Here is a 19232-nt window from a genome sequence, read left to right as displayed (position 1 = left end):
GGAGGTGACGCCGAGGGGCTCACGCGAGGAACGGCCCCCGCCCCAACTGCTCCCGTACGGGCGTCACCGGCGCGGCGACCACCGTACGGCGCTGCCAGTTCGCGCCGTCCACCACCAAGGTGTGGCCGCTGATGAACCGGGCGTACGGGGAGGCCAGGAAGGTCGCCGCCCAGCCGAGCTCCCGGGGCCGGCCGACCCGTAACGCGGGCTGCCGGGCGTCGAGTTCACTGCTCCCGGCCGCCGCGTCCAGCCCGGACCGGATGGACTCGGGCATGTCCGGGTGCGGGAAGAGCCCCGGCACCAGCCCGTTGACCTGGATGCCGTACGGCCCCCACTCCACCGCGAGCGTCTCCACAAGGTTGCGGACCCCGGCCTTCGCCGCCGCCGAGTGGGCGAACCCCGGCCCGCCCGTCCAGGCGTACGACGCGCCTACGGTGATCACCGAACCGGGTGTCCCGGCCGCGAGGTGGCGGCGGCCGAACTCGCGGGTCGGGAACCAGGTGCCGGTCAGCGTGGTGTCCACGACCGCGCGCCAGGCGTTGGGCGAGAGATCCTCGGCGGGGCAGGGGAAGTTGGCGGCGGCACTGGTGACGAGTACACCCGGCGGCCCGACTTCGCGTTCGGCCCGGTCGAAGGCCGCACCGACCGCCTCCGGATCCCGTACATCGCACACGGCGACGGCCACCCGCCCTCCCAGCGCCGCCAGCTCCCCCCGTGCGGCCTCCAACCGCTCCGCCCCGCGCCCCACGATCACCAGCTCCGCCCCCAGCCGGGCGAACTCGACCGCCATCGCCTTCCCGAGCCCGGAACCACCGCCCGTCACCAGGACCACGGTCCCGTCGTACGTCCCCGGCGGCAGGGCGTGACTGCCGGGCGGGGGAGGAGCGGGCAGACCGGGGAGCGGGGCGGCGGGGGGCGCGGTGTCGTCCGTCATGGGCGCATCCCTACCGGCAACTCGCTCAATACTCCAGGGTTGCGCGCAGGTACTGGGAGTTCCGGAAGCCGGCCGCGGGGGAGTCGTGCGCGGGGTGAGGAGCCGTTCCGCAAGGCCCTGGCTCGGTCGGCCGGATTGACAATCCATATTGCCGATCCTGCAATGGGCGCATGGCTGACGACCGCGCACTCGACGACGTACTGACCGAGGTCGGCCCCCGGCTCCGCCGCATCCGCAAGGAGCGCGGGGCCACGCTCGGGGATCTGTCGGCGGCGACCGGGATCTCCGTCTCCACGCTCTCCCGGCTGGAGTCCGGCCACCGCAGGCCCAGTCTGGAGCTGCTGCTGCCGATCGCCCGTGCTCATCAGGTGCCGCTGGACGACCTCGTGGGCGCCCCGCCCGTCGGGGACCCCCGGGTGCGGGCCAAGCCGATCGTGCGCGGCGGGAAGACCATGGTGCCGCTCACCCGCCAGCCGGGCGGGCTCCAGGCGTACAAGGTGGTGGACCGGGGTACCGCCGGCGCGCCCGAGCCTCGTGTCCATGAGGGGTACGAGTGGCTGTATGTGCTGGCGGGACGGCTGCGGCTGGTGCTCGCCGGGAACGATGTGGTGCTGGGGGCGGGGGAGGCGGCCGAGTTCGACACCCGGCTGCCGCACTGGTTCGGGCCCGCCGGGGACACGCCGGTGGAGTATCTGAGCCTGTTCGGGCCACAGGGGGAACGGATGCATGTCCGGGCGCGGCCCCGGGGCGGGAGCGAGTAACCGGCCTGGGGGGGATGGCCGGTCGGGAGGTCGGGGGCCGGACGGGCGGGCCCTGGCCGGGCGAGGGGACCGGGACCGAGCGGGCGGACGGCCGAGTGCGTGTCCGGGGCCCGGGAACACCGCGCCCTCCACCTGTTCCCTCCGCGGCAAGCGACCGCTTAGTATGCAGGCGCAAGGGTACGCAGCCGTACCGCCTACAGCGCGTGGAGGCCCCGAATGCAGGCATGGCGAGTGCACGAGAACGGCGAGCCCGGTGAGGTGATGCGGCTCGACGAGGTCGAGCCCCCCACCCCGGGTCCGGGGCAGGTGCTGCTCAAGGTGCGCGCCGCGAACATCAACTTCCCGGACGCGCTGCTGTGCCGGGGGCAGTACCAGATCAAGCCGCCGCTGCCGTTCACGCCCGGGGTGGAGATCTGCGGGGAGACCGAGGACGGGCGGCGGGTCATCGCCAACCCCGTGCTGCCCTTCGGCGGGCTGGCCGACTACGTGATCGCCGACGAGGCGGCCCTGCTGCCCGCCCCCGACGCGCTGGACGACGCCGAGGCCGCCGCCCTCCACATCGGCTACCAGACCGGCATGTTCGGCCTGCACCGCCGGGCGAACCTCCAGGCGGGCGAGACGCTGCTGGTGCACGCGGCGGCCGGCGGCGTCGGCAGCGCGGCCGTCCAGCTCGGCAAGGCGGCCGGGGCCAGGGTCATCGGCGTGGTCGGCGGCGCGGACAAGGCCGCCATCGCCCGGGAGCTGGGGTGCGACCTGGTCATCGACCGGCGCACCGAGGACATCGTGGCCGCCGTGAAGGACGCCACCGGCGGGCGCGGCGCGGACGTGATCTACGACCCGGTCGGCGGGGACGCGTACGCCAAGTCCGCCAAGTGCGTCGCCTTCGAGGGCCGCATCCTCGTCATCGGCTTCGCCAGCGGCAGCATCCCCGCCCCCGCCCTCAACCACGCCCTGGTGAAGAACTACTCGATCGTCGGTCTGCACTGGGGGCTGTACGCGCAGAAGGACCCCGCGTCCATCCTGCGCTGCCACGAGCAGTTGACCGAGCTGGCCGCCAAGGGCGCCGTCAAGCCGTTGATCAGTGAGCGCGTGCCGATGAGGGAGGCCGCGGCGGCCGTCCAGCGGGTCGCGGACGGCACCACCACCGGCCGTGTGGTCGTGCTCCCGGACGGAGCCGCCCGATGAGCGAGCACAAGCCGGACGCGGACGAACTGCGCGCCCTGACGCGGGAGTTGCTGGCCGCCCACCCGCCCGCGACCACCGAGGCCCTGGACTTCCTCAAGGCCCGCTTCGACGCCGGGCTCGCCTGGGTGCACTACCCGGTGGGTCTGGGCGGGCTCGGCGCGCCGCGCTCGCTCCAGCCGGTCGTCGACGCGGAGCTGGCGGCGGCGGGCGCGCCCGACAACGACCCGCGCCGGATCGGGATCGGCCTCGGGATGGCCGCGCCGACCGTGCTCAAGTACGGCACCGAGGAGCAGAAGCGCCGGTTCCTGCGGCCGTTGTGGGTGGGCGAGGAGGTGTGGTGCCAGCTCTTCAGTGAGCCCGGTGCCGGCTCCGACCTGGCGGCGCTGGGCACCCGGGCCGTGCGCGACGGCGAGGACTGGATCGTCGACGGGCAGAAGGTGTGGACCTCCAGCGCCCATCTCGCCCGCTGGGCCATCCTGATCGCCCGCACCGACCCCGGGCTCCCCAAGCACCAGGGCATCAGCTACTTCATCTGCGACATGACCGACCCCGGTGTCGAGGTGCGCCCGCTGCGCCAGATCACCGGCGAGGCCGAGTTCAACGAGGTCTTCCTCACCGGCGTCCGCATCCCCGACGCCCACCGCCTCGGCGCGGTCGGCGAGGGCTGGAAGGTCGCGCAGACCACGTTGATGAACGAGCGCGTCTCCATCGGCGGGATGCGGCTGCCCCGCGAGGGCGGCATGATCGGGCCCGTCGCGCGGACCTGGCGCGAGCAACCCGAGCTGCGCACCCACGACCTGCACCAGCGTCTGCTCACCCTCTGGGTCGAGGCCGAGGTCGCCCGCCTCACCGGTGAGCGGCTGCGCCAGCAGCTCATGGCGGGCCAGCCCGGCCCCGAGGGCTCCGGCATGAAACTCGCCTTCGCCCGCCTCAACCAGGAGATCAGCGGCCTGGAGGTCGAACTCCTGGGCCAGGACGGTCTGTTGTACTCCGACTGGACCATGCGCAGGCCCGAGCTGGTCGACTTCACCGGCCGCGACGCCGGCTACCGGTATCTGCGCTCGAAGGGCAACTCCATCGAGGGCGGCACCAGCGAGGTACTCCTGAACATCGTCGCCGAGCGCGTCCTAGGGCTGCCCGCCGAGCCGCGCAACGACAAGGACATCGCCTGGAAGGACCTGGCCCGATGACCGAGACCGCTCCCGACCTGCTGTACTCGGAGGCCGAGGAAGACCTCCGGGCCGCCGTGCGCTCCCTGCTGGCCGACCGCACCGACACCCCGTCCGCGCTGGCCCGCGCCGAGTCGGACGCCCCGTACGACCCGCGCCTCTGGCAGGCGCTCGGCGTCGACATGGGGCTCGCGGGGCTGCTGGTGCCGGAGAAGCTGGGCGGCCAGGGCGCCGGGCACCGTGAGGCCGCGGTGGTCCTGGAGGAGATCGGCCGGAGCGTCGCCCCGGTCCCGTACCTCACCAGCTCCGTCGTGGCCACCGAGACGCTGCTCGCCCTCGGCGCCCCGGCCCCCGAAGTCGCGGCCCTGCTCGGCGAGCTGGCGTCCGGGCGCAGGACGGCGGCGCTGACCGTGCCCTTCTCGTACGGACCGGGCTCGCTGCGGCTGCGTGACGGGCTCGACGGGACCGTTCGGACCGTGGCGGACGCCGCCACCGCCGACGTGCTGCTCGTGCCGACCGCGCGGGGCCTCTACGCGGTCGAGGCGGGCGAGGCGGCCCGCACGGCGCTCACCCCGCTCGACCTCACCCGGCCGCTGGCCGACGTCACCCTGGACGGGGTGCACGGCACGCTGCTGGCCGACGCGGACACCGGCCTGGCCGCCGCGCGCCGGGGTCTGCTGGCCGGGGCCGGGCTGCTCGCCTCCGAGCAACTCGGCGTCGCCGAGTGGTGCCTGACCGAGACCGTCGCGTACACCCGGGACCGCAAGCAGTTCAACCGGCCGGTCGGCTCCTTCCAGGCACTGAAGCACCGGATGGCGCAGGTGTGGCTGGAGGTGGTGTCGGCGCGGGCCGCGGCGCGCAACGCGGCCGACGCGCTGGCGACCGGGAGCCCGGACGCGCCGCTCGCGGTGGCGGTCGCCCAGGCGTACTGCTCACGGGTCGCGGTGCGCGCGGCCGAGGAGTGCGTGCAGTTGCACGGCGGCATCGGGATGACCTGGGAGCACCCGGCGCACCTGTATCTCAAGCGGGCCAAGTCGGCGCAGAGCGCGCTGGGTTCGGCCGGGGAGCACCGCGCGTCGGTCGCGGAGATCGTGGGGCTGCCCGCACCCGCGTAGTCCGCGCCGAGTGTCCCGTTTTTGACCACCCCTTTGCGTACTGTTTAAATGGCGAGCTATTGCGAGCCATTCGCAATAACAGTCGATCTTCAATAAGGGGTGTGGGGCATGGCGGCCCGTTCGATGCGCGGGGCGATACGAGGAGCGGGCGCCGCGGTGCTGGCCGGAGCACTGGCCCTCACCGCGGTCGCCTGCTCGAACCCGGGCGGGAGCGGCGCAAGCGGCGTCAAGGACTCGGCGGTCGTCGGCATCGCGTACGAGCCCGAGACGCTCAGCCCGCTCCTCGGCTACGGCAAGGACGGCAACTCCAAGATCTTCGACGGACTGCTCACCCTCGACGCGAAGATGGCGCTCAGGCCCGCGCTCGCCGTCGCGCTGCCCGAGGTGAGCGCCGACCGGCTGACCTACACGTACCGGCTCCGCAAGGGCGTGACGTTCAGCGACGGGAAGCCCTTCACCGCCAAGGACGTCGTCTTCACCTACACGACGATCCTCGACCCGAGGACCAACAACCCCTCCAAGGGCGAACTCGACGCCGTCAAGGAGGTCCGTGCCGAGGGTGATGACACGGTGGTCTTCACGCTCAAGTACCCCTACGCGCCCTTCGCGCAGCGCACCGTGCTGCCGATCGTGCCCGAGCACATCGCGGCCGGGCAGGACGTCAACACCGGCGCCTTCGCCAGCACTCCGGTGGGCACCGGGCCGTACAGGCTCGTCAAGTGGTCCAGGGGCGAGAAGATCGCCTTCGAGGCCAACCCCACCTACTGGGGCGGCGCGCCCAAGGTGAAGAGGTTCACCATGGCCGTCATCAAGGACGACGACGTGCGCGCCACCCGGCTGCGCTCCGGCGACCTGGACGGCGCGATCCTCCCGCCCGCCCTCGCCCAGGGGTTCGCGAAGGACAAGCACAAGAAGACCTTCACGGCCCGGACCTACGACTACCGCACCGTGACCCTGCCCACCGGCAACAAGGTCACCGGCGACACCGCGGTGCGCCGCGCGCTCGACCTCGCCGTCGACCGCCAGGCCATGGTCGACAAGATCCTCGACGGCGCCGGCAAGCCCGCCTACGGACCGGTCCCCACCGGCAGCCCCTGGTTCGCCCGCGGCACCGAGCGGCCCCACGACCTGGCCGCGGCGACAGAGCTCCTCGACCGGGCGGGCTGGAAGCCCGGCGCCGACGGCATCCGCGAGAAGGACGGCGTCCGCGCCGCCTTCCCGCTCTGGTACCTCTCCGGCGACAAGCTCCGCCAGGACCACGCCCTCGCCTACGCCTCCGACGCCAAGAAGGCGGGCATCGCGGTCACCACCCGGTCCGGCACCTGGGAGGTCATCGAGCCGAGGATGAAGGACGAGGCCGTCCTCGCGGGCGGCGGCTCGCCCGCCGACCCCGACTTCGACCAGTACACACTGCTCAAGTCCTCCCTCGCGGGCGACGGCTTCAACAACATGGCGTGGTACGCGAACCCGGTCGTCGACAAGGCGCTCGACGACGGCCGCCGGAGCGGTGACACCGCCGTGCGCAGGGCCGCCTACGACACCATCCAGCGCGAGCTGGTGAAGGACCCCGGCTACACCTTCCTCACCCACATCGACCACCTCTACGTCGTGGCCGACCGCTGGGACGGGCTCTCCACCCAGACCGAGCCGCACGACCACGGTCTCGCCTCCGGCCCCTGGTGGAACGTCGAGACCTGGGCGCCGAAGAAGTGAGCCGCCGCCTCCCCTGGGGGCCGATGGCACGGATGGCGGGGCGGCGGACCCTGTTCGCCGCCCCCGTCCTGCTCGTGGTCACCTTCGGCGTCTTCGCCGTGGCCGCCGCCTCCCCCTTCGACCCGGTCAAGGCGTACGCCGGCACCGCGGGCCTCACCGCCTCGCAGGACAGCCTCGACCAGCTGCGCGCCAACCTCGGCGTCGACCAGCCGCTCCTCACCCGCTGGTGGGACTGGCTGACCGCGGCCCTCACCGGCGACCTCGGCGACTCCACCGTGCTGCGCCGGCCCGTCGCCGACGTCATCGGCGAACGGCTCGGCTGGTCGGCGCTGCTCGCCGCCACCGCCTTCCTCGTAGCGATCCTCCTCGGCACCGGGCTCGGCGTGCTCGCCGCGCGCCGCCGCGGCGGACCGCTCGACCGGTGCGTCAGCTCCCTCGCGTACACCCTCGAAGCCGCGCCCGCCTTCTGGCTCGGACTCCTCGCCATCTGGTTCTTCGCGCTGAAGCTGGACGTGCTGCCCGCCGGCGGCCTGACCGACACGGCGAGCGACACCGTCACCACCGGCCAGGTCGCGCGCCACCTCGTGCTGCCCGCCGCGGTCCTCGGCATCTCCCAACTGCCCTGGTTCTACCTGTACGTACGCCAGGGCGTCGCCGACGCGCTGGAGGAGGACCCGGTACGCGGGGCACGCGCGCGCGGCCTGAGCGAACGGACCGTCCTGCTCGGCCACGCCCTGCGCTCGGGCATGCTGCCGATGCTCACCCTCGTCGGCTCGCGCGTGCCCGAACTCATCACCGGGGCCCTGCTGGTGGAGACCGTCTTCAGCTGGCCCGGCATCGCCGCCGCCACCGTGCAGGCCGCGACCTCCGTGGACTTCCCGCTGCTCGCCGCCCTGACCGTGCTCGCCACCGCCGCCGTCCTGCTCGGCAACCTGCTGTCGGACCTGCTCTACGGACTGGCGGACCCGAGGGTGGGCTTCGATGGCTGACACCCCCGACCTCCGATGGCGCGCGCACGGCCGCGCACGCGGCTCCACCCGGACTCTCAAGGCGCGCACCTCGGCCGTGATCCTCGCGGCGGCCGTCCTCACCGTCCTGCTCGTACCGCCACTGGCCGACCTCGACCAGCAGGCCGTCGACCTCTCGGACAAGCTCCTCCCGCCCTCCCTCGGCCACCCGTTCGGCACCGACGACGTCGGCCGCGACCTCCTGCTGCGCTGTGTGTACGGACTGCGGATCTCGCTCCTGGTCGGGGTCGTGGCCGCGCTGGTCGCCACCTTCGTCGGCACGGTCGTCGGCGCCGCGTCCGCCGCCCTGGGCGGCTGGACCGACCGGCTGGTGATGCGGCTCGTGGACGTGCTCTCCTCGGTCCCGCACCTGCTGCTCGGCATCTTCGTGGTCGCCCTGTTCCGCCCCGGGGTCTGGCCGGTGATCGCCTCGGTCGCCGTGACGCACTGGCTGTCCACGGCCCGGATCGTGCGCGCCGAAGTGCTCTCCCTGCGCTCACGCCCCTACATCGACGCGGCGATCTCCGGTGGCGCCTCCCGGCTGCGGGTGACCCTGCGCCATCTGCTGCCGGGCGTGCTCCCCAAGGCCGGGCTCGCGGCGGTGCTCATGGTGCCGCACGCCATGTGGCACGAGTCGGCGCTCTCCTTTCTCGGCCTCGGCCTGCCCAGCCACCAGGCGAGCCTGGGCAACCTCGTCCAGTCCGCCCGCGGCTCGCTGCTCACCGGCCACTGGTGGCCGACCCTCTTCCCCGGCCTGCTGCTGATCGTCCCCACCCTCGCCGTCGCGGGCCTGGCCGGGGCCTGGCGCGAACGCCTCGACCCGCGCCGCCGATCGGAGCTGATGCTGTGACCACGGTCCTCGCGGTGCGCGGCCTGTCCGTACGCTTCCGGATGCGCGGCGGGCGCCATGTCGCCGCCGTCACCGATGTCTCCTTCGACCTGGCGGCGGGCGAGTGCCTGGCCCTGGTCGGCGAGAGCGGCTGCGGCAAGTCCGTCCTCGCCTCCGCGCTCCTCGGTCTGCTGCCGGGCAACGCCGAGACGGCCGGCAGCGCCGTACTGCACGGCGGCGGCGACCCGCTCGACCTGCTCGCCGCCGACGAACGCACCCTGGCCCGTACGGTACGGGGGCGCCGCGTCGGTCTCGTACCGCAGAGCCCGGCCGCCCACCTCACCCCCGTGCGGACCGTACGGGCGCAGCTCGCCGAGACCCTGCGCAAGCTCACCCGCACCCCCCGGCGCGAGCTGCGCGCGGCGACGGAGGCCGCCGCCGCGCGGGCCGCGTTCCCGCCCGGCCACCTCGACCGCTACCCGCACGAGCTGTCCGGGGGCCTCGCCCAGCGCGCCGCGACCGCGCTCGCCCTGGTCGGGGACGCGCCGCTGCTGCTGGCGGACGAGCCGACGACCGGCCTCGACCGCGATCTGGTCGACCGCACGGCCGACGAGCTGCGCCGGACCGCCGACGAGGGCCGGGCGCTGCTGATGATCACCCACGATCTGGCGGCGGCCGAGCGGATCGCCGACCGGGTCGCCGTGATGTACGCGGGGCGTGTCGTGGAACTCGCCGACGCCACCTCGTATTTCGGCGGGAGCGGACCCCGTCACCCGTATGCTCGGGGTCTGCTCGACGCGCTCGCGGAGCGGGCGTTCGCGCCCATCCCCGGGATGCCGCCCGAGCTCGGCGACCTGCCGGAGGGATGCGCGTTCGCGCCCCGCTGCGAACGGGCCACCGACCGGTGCGGCACCCTGCCGCCGTTCGACGGCCAGGTCGCCTGTCACCACCTGGAGGAGCCCGGCCTTGCTTGACCTGAAGAACATCACCGCCGGGTACGAGCGCGGCCGTCCCGTCGTCCGCGAGGCGAGCCTCACCGTCGCCCCCGGTGAGGCGGTCGGCCTGCTCGGCCCCAGCGGCTGCGGCAAGTCCACCCTGGCCCGGGTCGCGGCGCTGCTGCACCGGCCCGACGACGGCACGGTCACCCTCGACGGCGCCCTGGTCACCCAGTGGCGCCACCGCGCCCCGCGCGCGCGGCGCACCGCCGTCGGGGTCGTCTTCCAGTCGCCCCGGCTCGCCGCCGACCCCCGGCTGCGGCTGCGCGACCTGGTCGCCGAGCCGCTGCGCGCGACCGGCCGCCGGATCGAGGTCCGCGAGCGCGTCGACGAACTGGCGGACCTGGTCGGCCTCGGCGGGGATCTGCTCAACCGCCGCCCCCACGAGGTCAGCGACGGCCAGCTCCAGCGCGCCTGCCTGGCCCGCGCCCTGGTCCTGCGGCCCCGGCTGCTGGTCTGCGACGAGATGACGGCGATGCTGGACGCCTCCACCACGGCCGCCCTGGTGGCGGTGGTCGAGCGCTACCGGCGCGAGACGTCCGCGTCCCTCCTCGCGGTGGGCCACGACCGCACGCTGCTGTCGCGGTGGTGCGACCGAGGGGCGGAGTGGGGCGAGCTGAGGCAGTAACGTGCCTGCGGGCGACGCCTCCCGGGCGTCGTCTCCCGGGCGCGGACCCGCGCGGATGTCCCGGCGGGGAGCGCCCCCCGGGCGCGCCCGAGGGAACGCCCCACGGCGTCGCCGTCCGTTCGCGCCCCCGTCACCGGGTGACCGGGCGGCGAAGTACCGGCCAACTCCGCCTGGGAGCCTGCCCGTCGGGGCCGGAGCGCACGCATACTCGGTCGGGTCCGCCCGTCCCCGATGCCCCGGGAGCACCCCATGGCCCGACCGACCCGCCGCAGTGCCGTAGCCGCCCTCGCCGCGGTCGCCGCCTCCGCCGCCATCGCGCCCGCCGCCGCGGCCGAGCGCCCCGGCGCCCGCCCCGCCGGGCCACGACCGCTGCGCCGGACCCACGCGCACAACGACTACGAGCACCCGCACCCCCTCTTCGACGCCCTCGCCCACGGCTTCACCAGCGTCGAGGCCGACGTCTTCCTGGTCGGCGGAGAGCTCCTGGTGGCCCACGACCCGACCCGCCTCGACCCCACCCGCACCCTCGAAAGGCTCTATCTCGACCCGCTCATGGCCCGGGTGCGCGCCAACCACGGCTCGGTCTACCGGGGTTACCACCGGCCCGTACAGCTCCTGGTCGACATCAAGGCCGACGGCGCCGCCGCCTACCGGGAACTCGACCGGCGGCTGCGCCCGTACCGCCGCATGCTCAGCGTCTACGCCCATGGCCGCGTCACGCCCGGCGCCGTCACCCCCGTCGTCTCCGGCGACCGCGCCGCCCGCGCGCCCATGGAGGCGCAGAAGGTGCGCCACGCCTTCTACGACGGCCGTCCGGAGGACCTCGGCACGGCAGCCACCGCCGCGTTCATCCCGCTGATCAGCAGCGACTGGACGCAGAACTTCACCTGGCTCGGCGCGGGCCCCTTCCCGGCCGCCGAACGCCACAGGCTGCGCGCGATCGTCGCCGAGGCCCACGCACACCGGCAGCGGGTGCGGTTCTGGGCGACGCCGGACGCGGCCGGGCCCGAGCGGGACGCGCTGTGGCGCGAACTGCTCGCCGCCGACGTCGACCACATCAACACCGACGACCTCGCGGGCCTGGAGGCCTTCCTGCGCGCCCACGGGGAGTAGCCGAGGACGCCACCCGTCGCCCATGACGGTCCGTCACCCCTCAACAGCACCCGTACGGCGGACACGCCATACGCCCGACCGGCCCGCCTCCTCCGCCACACTGGCCGCCGAATGCCGCAATTCCGGCGCGGTGGAGGAGGTTGGCCATGGCCATTTCGATCTCGGTGGTGCTGTTGCTGATGGTGCTGGCGGTGATCTTTCTGCGCAGCGGCGGCCTCAAGGCCTCGCATGCGATGGTCTGCGTGCTGCTCGGCTTCTTCCTCGCCGGTACGAGCATGGCGCCCACGATCCAGGACGGGCTGAACGCGACAGCGAGCGTGGTCGGTAGCCTCAGGCCATGACCCCGGCCCGTCCAAGGATCACCGCCGAGGCGCGGCGCGCCCGCCTCGGCCCCCGTCAGCTGCTCACCCCCGCCACGCGCGCGAGCAGCCCCGAGGAGGTCGCCCGGGCACTGGTGGCGCTGCACGCCACCGACCCCGCCACCGTCTTCCTGACCGTCGCCGCGCGCACCGGCACCGCCTCGGTGGCGGAGCTGGAACGCGCACTGTACGAGGACCACTCACTGGTGCGGATGCTCTGTATGCGCCGCACGATGTTCGTGCTGCCCACGGAGCTCGCCCCGGTGGCCGACGCCGCGGCGGCCCGGGCCGTCGCGGTCCGGCTGCGCGCGGATCTGGCCAAGGTGATCGGTGAACAACTCGGCTTCGACGCACGGTGGTTCGCCGCCACCGAGAAGGCCGTCCTCGCGGCCCTCGCCGAGCGCGGGGAGGCCACCGCGGCCCAGCTCGCCGAGGACGTACCGGACCTGAAGGCGCAGATCGTGATGGCCGCGGGCAAGCCGTACGAGGCGAAGCCCCGCATCACCAGCCGCTTCCTGGGCGTCATGGCCGCCGAGGGCCGCATCCGGCGCGGTCGCCCCCTCGGCAGCTGGGCCTCCAGCCAGTTCCGCTGGACGGTCGCGGAGCCGCATCCGGAGCTGTCGGCCGACGCCGCCAGGACCGAGCTCGCCGCCCGCTATCTGGACGCCTTCGGGCCCGCCACCACCGAGGACGTCAAGTGGTGGACGGGCTGGACGGTGACCGAGACCCGCAAGGCCCTGGCCGGGACCGGGGCCGTGGGCGTCGACCTGGACGAGGGCCCCGGCCACGCCCTCCCCCACCAACTGGACGCGCCGCCCGCGCCCGGGCCCTGGGCCGCGCTGCTCCCGGCCCTGGACCCCACCCCGATGGGCTGGCGCCACCGCGACTGGTACCTGGACCCCGGCCACCGGGCCGAACTCTTCGACAAGACCGGCAACATCGGCCCCTCGGTGTGGTGGAACGGGCGGATCGTCGGCGGCTGGGCGCAGCGCCCGGACGGTGAGATCGTCACCCAGGTCTTCGAGGACGTGGGAGCCGCCGCACACCGGGCCGTCGACGCCGAGGCGGCACGGATGACGGAGTTCTTCGGGGACGTACGCATCCGCCCCAGCTTCCGGACCCCGCTGGAGCGCAGGCTCTCCGCGTAGGGGCCCGCGCGTGCCCAGGCTCAGATCAGACGCGAGCGGATGAGGAAGCGCACGCCTTCCGGCGCCTCCAGCGAGAAGCCGCTGCCGCGCCCCTCGACGACGTCGACGATCAGCCGGGTGTGCCGCCACGCGCCGTGCTGAGCGGCCGAGATCCAGAACGGGACGGGCTCCTCGACCCCGTCGACGACGAGGTTCTCCAGCAGGACGTCCGAGCCTCCCGTACGGAACTCGCCGTCCGGGTAGCACATGGGCGCGCTGCCGTCGCAGCAGCCGCCCGACTGGTGGAACATCAGGGGCCCGTGGGCCGCCCGCAGCCGCCGCAGCAGCCCGGCGGCAGCGGGAGTCAGCTCCACGCGCGCGTGGCGGCCGTCGTGCCCGTCTCCCAATTCCCTGGCGGACATACGGATCACGGCCCTTCGGTCTGCGTGTCGTGCCGATGCCGCAACCCCACCACGGGCGGGGTTGCGGGCACGTTGCGAACCTCTACCTCTACCTCTACCGCTACGCCTGCCGCGCCGAGTCGGGCGCCTCGCGGGGGTGGGGGACCGCGAGCGGGGACGAAACCGGCGGGGGGAAGCCCTGGTCGTCGTGGTGGAGGGAGACCGTCCGGGTCGGCGCCGGGATGGAGATGCCCTCCGCGCGGTAGCGCTGGTGCAGGCGTTTGATGAACTCGTGCTTGATCCGGTACTGGTCGCTGAACTCGCCCACGCCCAGGATCACCGTGAAGTTGATCCGCGAGTCGGCGAAGGTGTGGAAGCGGACGGCCGCCTCATGGTGGGGGAGCGCGCCGTTGATGTCCACCATCACGCTGTTGACGACGTCCAGGGTCACCCGCTCGACGTGCTCCAGGTCGCTGTCGTAGCCGACTCCCACCTGCACGAGGATCGACAGCTCCTGCTCCGGGCGGCTGAAGTTGGTCATATTGGTCCGCGCCAGCCGGGCGTTGGGGATGATGACCAGGTTGTTCGACAGATTGCGTACCACGGTGTTGCGCCAGTTGATGTCGACGACATAGCCCTCCTCGCCGCTGCTCAGCCGCATGTAGTCACCGGGCTGCACGGTCTTGGAAGCGAGGATGTGCACGCCCGCGAAGAGGTTGGCGAGGGTGTCCTGCAGTGCCAGCGCGACCGCGAGGCCGCCGACGCCGAGTGCGGTGAGCAGGGGGGCGATGGAGATGCCGAGCATGTCCAGGGCGACCAGCGAGCCCATCGCCACCACCACGACCCGGGTGATGTTGACGAAGATGGTGGCCGACCCGGCCACACCGGTCCGCGACTGCGCCACCGACCGCACCAGGCCCGCGACCACCCGGGCCGCGGTGAGCGTGGTGATCAGGATGAGCAGGGCGGTCAGCGAGTGGTTGGTGATCGCCGCCATGCGTGTGGTGAGCGGCAGGGCCGAGGCCGCCGCCGCGGCCCCCGCGATGACGGCGGCCCAGGGGGCGACGGTACGCAGCGCGTCGACGATGATGTCGTCCCCGCTCCACTTCGTCCTCAGCGCGTGCCTGCCCAGCCAGCGCAGCAGCGCCCGCAGCAGCACCGCGGCGAAGAGCCCCGCGGCCACCGCGATACCGGCGACCACCCAGTCGTGCAGGACGAGGCCCCGGGTCAACGGACACCCTCCGGGGCGCGACGGGCCGGGGAGGGAGCCGCGGAGAGGGCGGAGGCCGCCACCGGCCCCCATATGTGAAGTGTCGCCATCTTGTCACCTGTCAGTTCGTCGTGCGTGAAGCGCCGTTCGGGGTCTTCGCGGACGCACCGAACGGGCTGCCATCCTCCCGCATGGACGCGACGGCGGCGCGGGTGGGCCGGGGTCACGCGGACCACCCGCCGGCTCATCCGCGCACGGTCTCCCCGCAACCGCACCGCTGATCCGGAACCACGGATTCCGCGGGTACGGCGAGCCCGGCCCGTTCGGCGAGGACACCGCCCTGGAAACGGCTCTCGGCACCCAGCTCCTCCAGCAGCTCCGCGATGTGGCGGCGGCAGGTGCGCAGCGACATGCCCATGCGCCGGGCGATCACCTCGTCCTTGGCGCCCTCGGCGAGCAGGCCCACCAGCGCCCGCCGCAGACTGTGGCCGACCTCCTTGTACGCGGCCTCGCTGGTGCCCAGGAACGGGGTGGCTCCCGACCAGTGCTGCTCGAAGACCCGGCACAGATAGGCGACGACATCGGGGTCCCGCACCAGTACCGCGCCCTCGCCGGACCCGCCGTCCGCCCGGCGGGGCAGAAAGGCCACCGACCGGTCGAACACCACGGCCCGGTCGGGCAGTTCGGCGGCTGTGCGGTACTCGGCACCGGCCTCGGCGAGCGTCTCCACATACCCCTGGGTGGAGAGGCTGGCCCGCGCCGAGTGCTGGTAGAGCGTGCGCATCCGGATGCCGCGGCGGAGCATCGCGAGATCGCGCTCGATGGCGTCCCCGAGGCGGTGGGGGGCGCGCCCGCCGCCCGGCTGGATGCTGAACACCTCCTCGCGGCAGTCCGCCGCGGCCTCGCCGAGCATCGCGGAGGCCGCCGCCAGATCGGGCAGCACGTCGATGCCCTCCCGATGGCCGCACCGGCGCCGGGCGGCGCGGAAGGCGGGCATCAGGGAGTGCAGATCGTCGCGTACGGCCTGGGCGTGCGCCGCCTCCCGGGCCAGCCGTGCCTCCAGCGGACCCACCACCTCGGCCGCGGCGGCGTCGGGGCTGACCGGTATGAGCTCCTCGGGTCTGCCCGGAGCCGGCCGCAGCAGCCGCAGCCCCAGCAGGGTCCGGCAGGCCGCCTCGATCTCCTCCGGGGCCAGGCCGAGTTCGGCGGAGGCGGTGGGTGGGCGGCGGTCGAGGCTGCCGCGCGACAGCACGTACTCGAAGACGGCGATGGCGCGCGCGTCCAACTGCGGCAAACCATCGAAGTTTGTCCCGATACTCATGTGTTTCCCCCGCAATGCGGCCGTGCTACTTCCGTGCCATGCAGGCTATTGCCAGGTCAAAGCGCTGGACCAACAGGGCTCCTCGGGATGGACTTTGACCGTCGGGCCGGGCAAACCCCCCCAGGCCGACATTCCGGACCCTATACCTTCCGGCCCCCTGCCTCGGTGGTCCCACGGGGAAACCACCGGCCGACGACCTCCCGACCCTGGAGCCGCACCATGTCCAGAGCACTCCGCTGTCTTCTCGTCCTCACGGCCCTGCTGGTCGGTGGCGCCTGCGTCACCTCGGTGGACGGCGGGCCAGGAGTGGCGGCCGGGGTGCGGGGCGGCGGGACGGCGACGACCGTAGCCGTCGCGGCGGACATCCTCGACACCAGCTGGGGCGACGACTACATCCGGCCCCAGCACTGATTTCCCGCGCGCGTCCGGCCCAGGACCACTCCTCCCCAGCCCCCCGCCCACCGCCACCCGTGCACTGCGAGGTCGAAGAGCGTGTCCCCCCTGCCCGCGGCACCGCCGCCCACCCCGCCCCCGGCCCTCCCCGGGCCCCGGCGGGCACGCGCCGAACGTCCGGCGGACCTCGCGCTCCTGCCCGATGTGGTCCGCGCCGCCATCGCCCGGTCCGCGCCCGGGACGCACGTGCCGGGCGGGCACCCGGAGTGGACCGTGGAGCAGGGCGACTTCTGGTGCCATGTGGTGCCCGCCGGGACGGCCCACCGCGCCCAGGGCTGGAAGCTCCATGTCTCGGCCACCCCGCTCGCCGCACCCGTGACCCTGGCCCGCTCCGCCGAGGTTCTCCTCGCCCACCGCGCCGCCTTCAAGTTCGCCGGCACCCCCACCCGCGTCGCGGCCCTCGTCTCCGGCCGCTACGAGCGCGGCGGGGGCGGCAAGTTCCTCACCGTGTACCCGGCCGACGACGACCACTTCCGGCTGCTCGCCGAGGAGTTGCACCTGGCCACCGAGGGGCTGCCCGGCCCCGCCGTCCTCTCCGACCGCCGCTACCGCCCCGGCAGCCAGGTCTACTACCGGTACGGCGTGTTCACCGCCGCCCCCGCCCTGACCGTCGACGGCTGCTTCGCCGCCCGGCTCACCGACCCCGGGGGCCAGCCCGTCACGGACGAGCGGAACGCCTGGTTCAGCCCGCCGGCCTGGGCGGGCGACCCCTTCCCCGGCCGCCCGGCGGCCCCGGCGCGCAGCACGGCCACGGCCAGGCCGGTCCTGCTCAACGACCGCTATCTGGTACGCGGCGCCATCCAGCACTCCAACAAGGGCGGGGTGTTCCGCGCCGAGGACACCACGACCGGCGCGCAGGTCGTGCTCAAGCAGGCGCGGCCCCACGTGGGGGCGGGCCTGGAGGGTCTCGACGTCCGCGATCTGCTGCGCCGGGAGGCGGCCCTGCTCGACCGCATCGGCAAAATCCACCCCGACCGCGTCCCCCGCCTCGTGGAGGTGTTCGAGCAGCAGGGCAGCGAGTTCCTGGCCGCCGAGTCGGTCCCCGGCGCGACCCTGCGGCGCACGGTCGCGGACCGGACGGCGCGGGAGGGGACGGGCTGCCCCGACGACCGTACGGCCGACTCCCTGGTGGGACAGCTGGTCGACCTGGTCGCCACCGCCCATGAAGTCGGCGTCACCCTCCACGACTTCAACCCCAACAACGTGATGGTCACGCCCGAGGGCCGACTCCTGCTGATCGACCTGGAGATGGCCGCGCGGGAGGGCGAACGCTGGGTACTGGGCGCCACTCCCGGCTACACCGCCCCCGAACTGCGCGCCCTGGACCAGGTGGCGCCCGCGTCGGCGCCGGCCGTCGACCTGTACGCCCTGGGGGCGACGATCCTGCACGCCCTGAGCGGCGCCGACCCGCTCTTCGCACCCGACCTGCCGGCCGCCCGGCCGGAGGAGGAGCGGCTGGCCGCGCTGGTGGAGCTCGTGTCCCGCGACAACCCGTTCGTACGCCGCTTCTCCCCGCTGATACGGGGACTGATGCGGGACGACCCCGCCGACCGCTGGACCCTGGAGCGGGCACGGCGGTTCACCACCGGCGCCACGCGCCCCGCCGCCGTACCCGCGTCGGCACCGCAGCGGACCGAACCCGCGCACATCCGCGCACGGCTGCTGCACGACGGCCTCGCCCACCTCCTCGCCAGCATGCGACCCGGTCACGCCGAACGGCTCTGGCCCTCGGAGGCGTTCGGCGACACCTGCGACCCGGTGGCCCTGCAGCACGGCTCGGCGGGCGGCGTGAGCGTACTGGCGCGGGCCCTGCGCCACTGGGACGAGGACGGCGCAGGGGCGGCCGTCACCCGGGAGGCGCTGCGCACGGGTCTGGTGTCCGCGGCGTCCTGGACGGCGGACCGGCAGGACGCCCTGCCCAGCGGTCTGCCGGGTCTGCACTTCGGCCGCTCGGGCACCGCCTGGGCGCTGCTGGACGCCGCCCGGGCCCTGGACGACCCCGCGCTCGCCGCCCGCGCCACCACGCTCGCCCTCGCCCTCCCCGTCGAGTGGCCCAACCCCGACGTCTGCCACGGCGCGGCCGGGTCGGGCCTGGCCCAGCTGCACTTCTGGCGGACCACCGGGGACCCGCGCTTCCTCGACCGTGCCGAACGGGCCGCCGACGGGCTGCTCGCGGCGGCCCGCCGCACCCCCGAGGGGACCTTCTGGCCGGTGCCGGACGACTTCGCCTCCGCCCTCGCCGGATCCTGGCACTACGGCTTCGCGCACGGAGTGGCCGGTGTCGGCACCTTCCTCCTGCTCACGGCCGGGGCCACGGGGGAGAAACGCTTCCTCGACGCGGCCGTCGAGGCGGGCACCACACTGGTGGCCGCGGCCCGGACCGGACCCGCGGGCGCCCTCTGGCCGGTCGACCGCGCCCGCCATCTCTCCGGGACGCCGGAGCTCGCCCGGCACTGGTGCAACGGCTCGTCCGGAGCGGGCACCTTCCTGGTGCGGCTCTGGTCGGCCACCGGCGCCCATGACGACACCCTGCGCGCCCAGGTGGAGGGCGCGGCCCTGGCCGTACGGGCGGGCCGGGTCGCCGACTCCACCTCGACCTGCCACGGGCTCGCGGGCAACGCCGAGTTCCTGCTCGACGCGGCCGAGGCGACGGGCGAGGCGCACCACCGCGCCGCCGCGGAGCTGCTGGTCGAGCACCTGGCCGCGCAGGCTGTGCTGCACGACGGCCGGCTGCTGGTGCCGGACGAGAACCGCAAGACGGTGCTCGCCGAGTACGCCGGCGGCCTCGGCGGAAGCCTCTCGCTGCTGCTGCGCATGCGGTTCGGCGGCCCCCGCGCCTGGCTGCCCGAGGGCGGCCACGCCCACCCCTGAGACTCCGGCGGCCACCCGGCCGCCGGCCGCCGGACCCACCG

Annotated in this window: 18 protein-coding genes; 14 read left to right on the top strand and 4 right to left on the bottom strand. The window is 74.1% G+C overall.

All coding sequences use genetic code 11. From position 1 onward, the window contains the following. Positions 1 to 19: 19 nt before the first annotated feature. Positions 20 to 934 (bottom strand): SDR family oxidoreductase, encoded by a 915-nt coding sequence (locus ACZ5ID_RS18815; protein ID WP_468898997.1) that lies wholly within the window; start codon positions 932 to 934, stop codon positions 20 to 22. A gap of 170 nt (positions 935 to 1104) precedes the next feature. Between ACZ5ID_RS18815 and ACZ5ID_RS18810 the strand changes: the two genes are divergently transcribed. From ACZ5ID_RS18810 to ACZ5ID_RS18755, 12 genes are all read left to right on the top strand, one after another. Then, positions 1105 to 1695: a helix-turn-helix domain-containing protein gene (locus ACZ5ID_RS18810; RefSeq protein WP_468898995.1), complete on the top strand. Its 591-nt coding sequence runs from the start codon at positions 1105 to 1107 to the stop codon at positions 1693 to 1695. Positions 1696 to 1911: 216 nt separating this feature from the next. Then, positions 1912 to 2880 (top strand): NADPH:quinone oxidoreductase family protein, encoded by a 969-nt coding sequence (locus tag ACZ5ID_RS18805; RefSeq protein ID WP_468898992.1) that lies wholly within the window; start codon positions 1912 to 1914, stop codon positions 2878 to 2880. Next, a complete protein-coding gene (locus ACZ5ID_RS18800; RefSeq protein WP_468898990.1) occupies positions 2877 to 4070 on the top strand; it encodes an acyl-CoA dehydrogenase family protein in 1194 nt (397 codons plus the stop codon). The genes ACZ5ID_RS18805 and ACZ5ID_RS18800 overlap by 4 nt, the downstream gene beginning before the upstream one ends. After that, on the top strand, positions 4067 to 5164 hold the full coding sequence (locus ACZ5ID_RS18795; RefSeq protein ID WP_468898987.1) for an acyl-CoA dehydrogenase family protein: 1098 nt from the start codon (positions 4067 to 4069) through the stop codon (positions 5162 to 5164). Before ACZ5ID_RS18800 ends, ACZ5ID_RS18795 begins: the two co-directional genes overlap by 4 nt. 108 nt (positions 5165 to 5272) lie before the next feature. After that, positions 5273 to 6877, top strand: a complete 1605-nt coding sequence (locus ACZ5ID_RS18790; protein ID WP_468898984.1) for an ABC transporter substrate-binding protein — start codon at positions 5273 to 5275, stop codon at positions 6875 to 6877. Between the two features lie 23 nt (positions 6878 to 6900). Continuing rightward, positions 6901 to 7866, top strand: a complete 966-nt coding sequence (locus tag ACZ5ID_RS18785; RefSeq protein ID WP_468898981.1) for an ABC transporter permease — start codon at positions 6901 to 6903, stop codon at positions 7864 to 7866. After that, positions 7859 to 8734 (top strand): ABC transporter permease, encoded by an 876-nt coding sequence (locus tag ACZ5ID_RS18780; protein ID WP_468898978.1) that lies wholly within the window; start codon positions 7859 to 7861, stop codon positions 8732 to 8734. The genes ACZ5ID_RS18785 and ACZ5ID_RS18780 overlap by 8 nt, the downstream gene beginning before the upstream one ends. A 41-nt stretch (positions 8735 to 8775) precedes the next feature. Next, entirely contained in the window at positions 8776 to 9687 is a 912-nt protein-coding gene (locus ACZ5ID_RS18775; RefSeq protein ID WP_468899443.1) for an ABC transporter ATP-binding protein, read from the top strand. Beyond that, complete coding sequence (locus ACZ5ID_RS18770; protein ID WP_468898976.1) at positions 9680 to 10336, top strand: ABC transporter ATP-binding protein; 657 nt, start codon at positions 9680 to 9682, stop codon at positions 10334 to 10336. The genes ACZ5ID_RS18775 and ACZ5ID_RS18770 overlap by 8 nt, the downstream gene beginning before the upstream one ends. A 249-nt stretch (positions 10337 to 10585) precedes the next feature. Next, positions 10586 to 11449 (top strand): phosphatidylinositol-specific phospholipase C/glycerophosphodiester phosphodiesterase family protein, encoded by an 864-nt coding sequence (locus ACZ5ID_RS18765; protein ID WP_468898973.1) that lies wholly within the window; start codon positions 10586 to 10588, stop codon positions 11447 to 11449. A 146-nt stretch (positions 11450 to 11595) separates the two neighbouring features. Next, positions 11596 to 11790, top strand: a complete 195-nt coding sequence (locus ACZ5ID_RS18760) for a hypothetical protein (RefSeq protein WP_344073987.1) — start codon at positions 11596 to 11598, stop codon at positions 11788 to 11790. Next, positions 11787 to 12956: a winged helix DNA-binding domain-containing protein gene (locus tag ACZ5ID_RS18755; RefSeq protein WP_468898968.1), complete on the top strand. Its 1170-nt coding sequence runs from the start codon at positions 11787 to 11789 to the stop codon at positions 12954 to 12956. The genes ACZ5ID_RS18760 and ACZ5ID_RS18755 overlap by 4 nt, the downstream gene beginning before the upstream one ends. Before the next feature lie 20 nt (positions 12957 to 12976). Here ACZ5ID_RS18755 and ACZ5ID_RS18750 read toward each other — a convergent pair whose 3' ends face one another. From ACZ5ID_RS18750 to ACZ5ID_RS18740, 3 genes are all read right to left on the bottom strand, one after another. Further along, the gene (locus ACZ5ID_RS18750) at positions 12977 to 13357 is read right to left on the bottom strand and encodes a DUF779 domain-containing protein (RefSeq protein ID WP_468898965.1); all 381 of its coding nucleotides are present in this window, start codon (positions 13355 to 13357) and stop codon (positions 12977 to 12979) included. A 100-nt stretch (positions 13358 to 13457) separates the two neighbouring features. Then, positions 13458 to 14567 carry a mechanosensitive ion channel family protein gene (locus ACZ5ID_RS18745; protein ID WP_468898962.1) on the bottom strand — a complete coding sequence of 370 codons (1110 nt, stop codon included), beginning with the start codon at positions 14565 to 14567 and terminating at the stop codon, positions 13458 to 13460. Between the two features lie 223 nt (positions 14568 to 14790). Further along, entirely contained in the window at positions 14791 to 15867 is a 1077-nt protein-coding gene (locus ACZ5ID_RS18740; protein ID WP_468898959.1) for a hypothetical protein, read from the bottom strand. A 219-nt stretch (positions 15868 to 16086) separates the two neighbouring features. On the opposite strand from ACZ5ID_RS18740, the gene ACZ5ID_RS18735 reads away from it, so the two are divergent. Both ACZ5ID_RS18735 and lanL read left to right on the top strand, forming a co-directional pair. Then, the gene (locus ACZ5ID_RS18735) at positions 16087 to 16278 is read left to right on the top strand and encodes a hypothetical protein (protein WP_468898956.1); all 192 of its coding nucleotides are present in this window, start codon (positions 16087 to 16089) and stop codon (positions 16276 to 16278) included. A gap of 81 nt (positions 16279 to 16359) precedes the next feature. After that, complete coding sequence (gene lanL / locus ACZ5ID_RS18730) at positions 16360 to 19191, top strand: class IV lanthionine synthetase LanL (protein ID WP_468898953.1); 2832 nt, start codon at positions 16360 to 16362, stop codon at positions 19189 to 19191. The last annotated feature ends 41 nt before the right edge of the window (positions 19192 to 19232 follow it).

The organism is Streptomyces sp. NPDC031670, from assembly GCF_055580545.1.
This window is presented reverse-complemented; position numbering and strand designations above follow the sequence as displayed.

What these genes read in the sequence shown, in the direction of transcription:
- ACZ5ID_RS18780 (WP_468898978.1), top strand. Translation starts at nt 7,859, where the DNA reads ATGGCTGACACCCCCGACCTCCGATGGCGCGCGCACGGCCGCGCACGC.
- ACZ5ID_RS18800 (WP_468898990.1), top strand. Translation starts at nt 2,877, where the DNA reads ATGAGCGAGCACAAGCCGGACGCGGACGAACTGCGCGCCCTGACGCGG.
- ACZ5ID_RS18810 (WP_468898995.1), top strand. Translation starts at nt 1,105, where the DNA reads ATGGCTGACGACCGCGCACTCGACGACGTACTGACCGAGGTCGGCCCC.
- ACZ5ID_RS18735 (WP_468898956.1), top strand. Translation starts at nt 16,087, where the DNA reads ATGTCCAGAGCACTCCGCTGTCTTCTCGTCCTCACGGCCCTGCTGGTC.
- ACZ5ID_RS18740 (WP_468898959.1), bottom strand. Translation starts at nt 15,867, where the DNA reads ATGAGTATCGGGACAAACTTCGATGGTTTGCCGCAGTTGGACGCGCGC.
- ACZ5ID_RS18815 (WP_468898997.1), bottom strand. Translation starts at nt 934, where the DNA reads ATGACGGACGACACCGCGCCCCCCGCCGCCCCGCTCCCCGGTCTGCCC.
- ACZ5ID_RS18790 (WP_468898984.1), top strand. Translation starts at nt 5,273, where the DNA reads ATGGCGGCCCGTTCGATGCGCGGGGCGATACGAGGAGCGGGCGCCGCG.
- ACZ5ID_RS18795 (WP_468898987.1), top strand. Translation starts at nt 4,067, where the DNA reads ATGACCGAGACCGCTCCCGACCTGCTGTACTCGGAGGCCGAGGAAGAC.
- ACZ5ID_RS18750 (WP_468898965.1), bottom strand. Translation starts at nt 13,357, where the DNA reads ATGTCCGCCAGGGAATTGGGAGACGGGCACGACGGCCGCCACGCGCGC.
- ACZ5ID_RS18765 (WP_468898973.1), top strand. Translation starts at nt 10,586, where the DNA reads ATGGCCCGACCGACCCGCCGCAGTGCCGTAGCCGCCCTCGCCGCGGTC.
- ACZ5ID_RS18760 (WP_344073987.1), top strand. Translation starts at nt 11,596, where the DNA reads ATGGCCATTTCGATCTCGGTGGTGCTGTTGCTGATGGTGCTGGCGGTG.
- ACZ5ID_RS18785 (WP_468898981.1), top strand. Translation starts at nt 6,901, where the DNA reads ATGGCACGGATGGCGGGGCGGCGGACCCTGTTCGCCGCCCCCGTCCTG.
- ACZ5ID_RS18775 (WP_468899443.1), top strand. Translation starts at nt 8,776, where the DNA reads ATGCGCGGCGGGCGCCATGTCGCCGCCGTCACCGATGTCTCCTTCGAC.
- ACZ5ID_RS18755 (WP_468898968.1), top strand. Translation starts at nt 11,787, where the DNA reads ATGACCCCGGCCCGTCCAAGGATCACCGCCGAGGCGCGGCGCGCCCGC.
- ACZ5ID_RS18805 (WP_468898992.1), top strand. Translation starts at nt 1,912, where the DNA reads ATGCAGGCATGGCGAGTGCACGAGAACGGCGAGCCCGGTGAGGTGATG.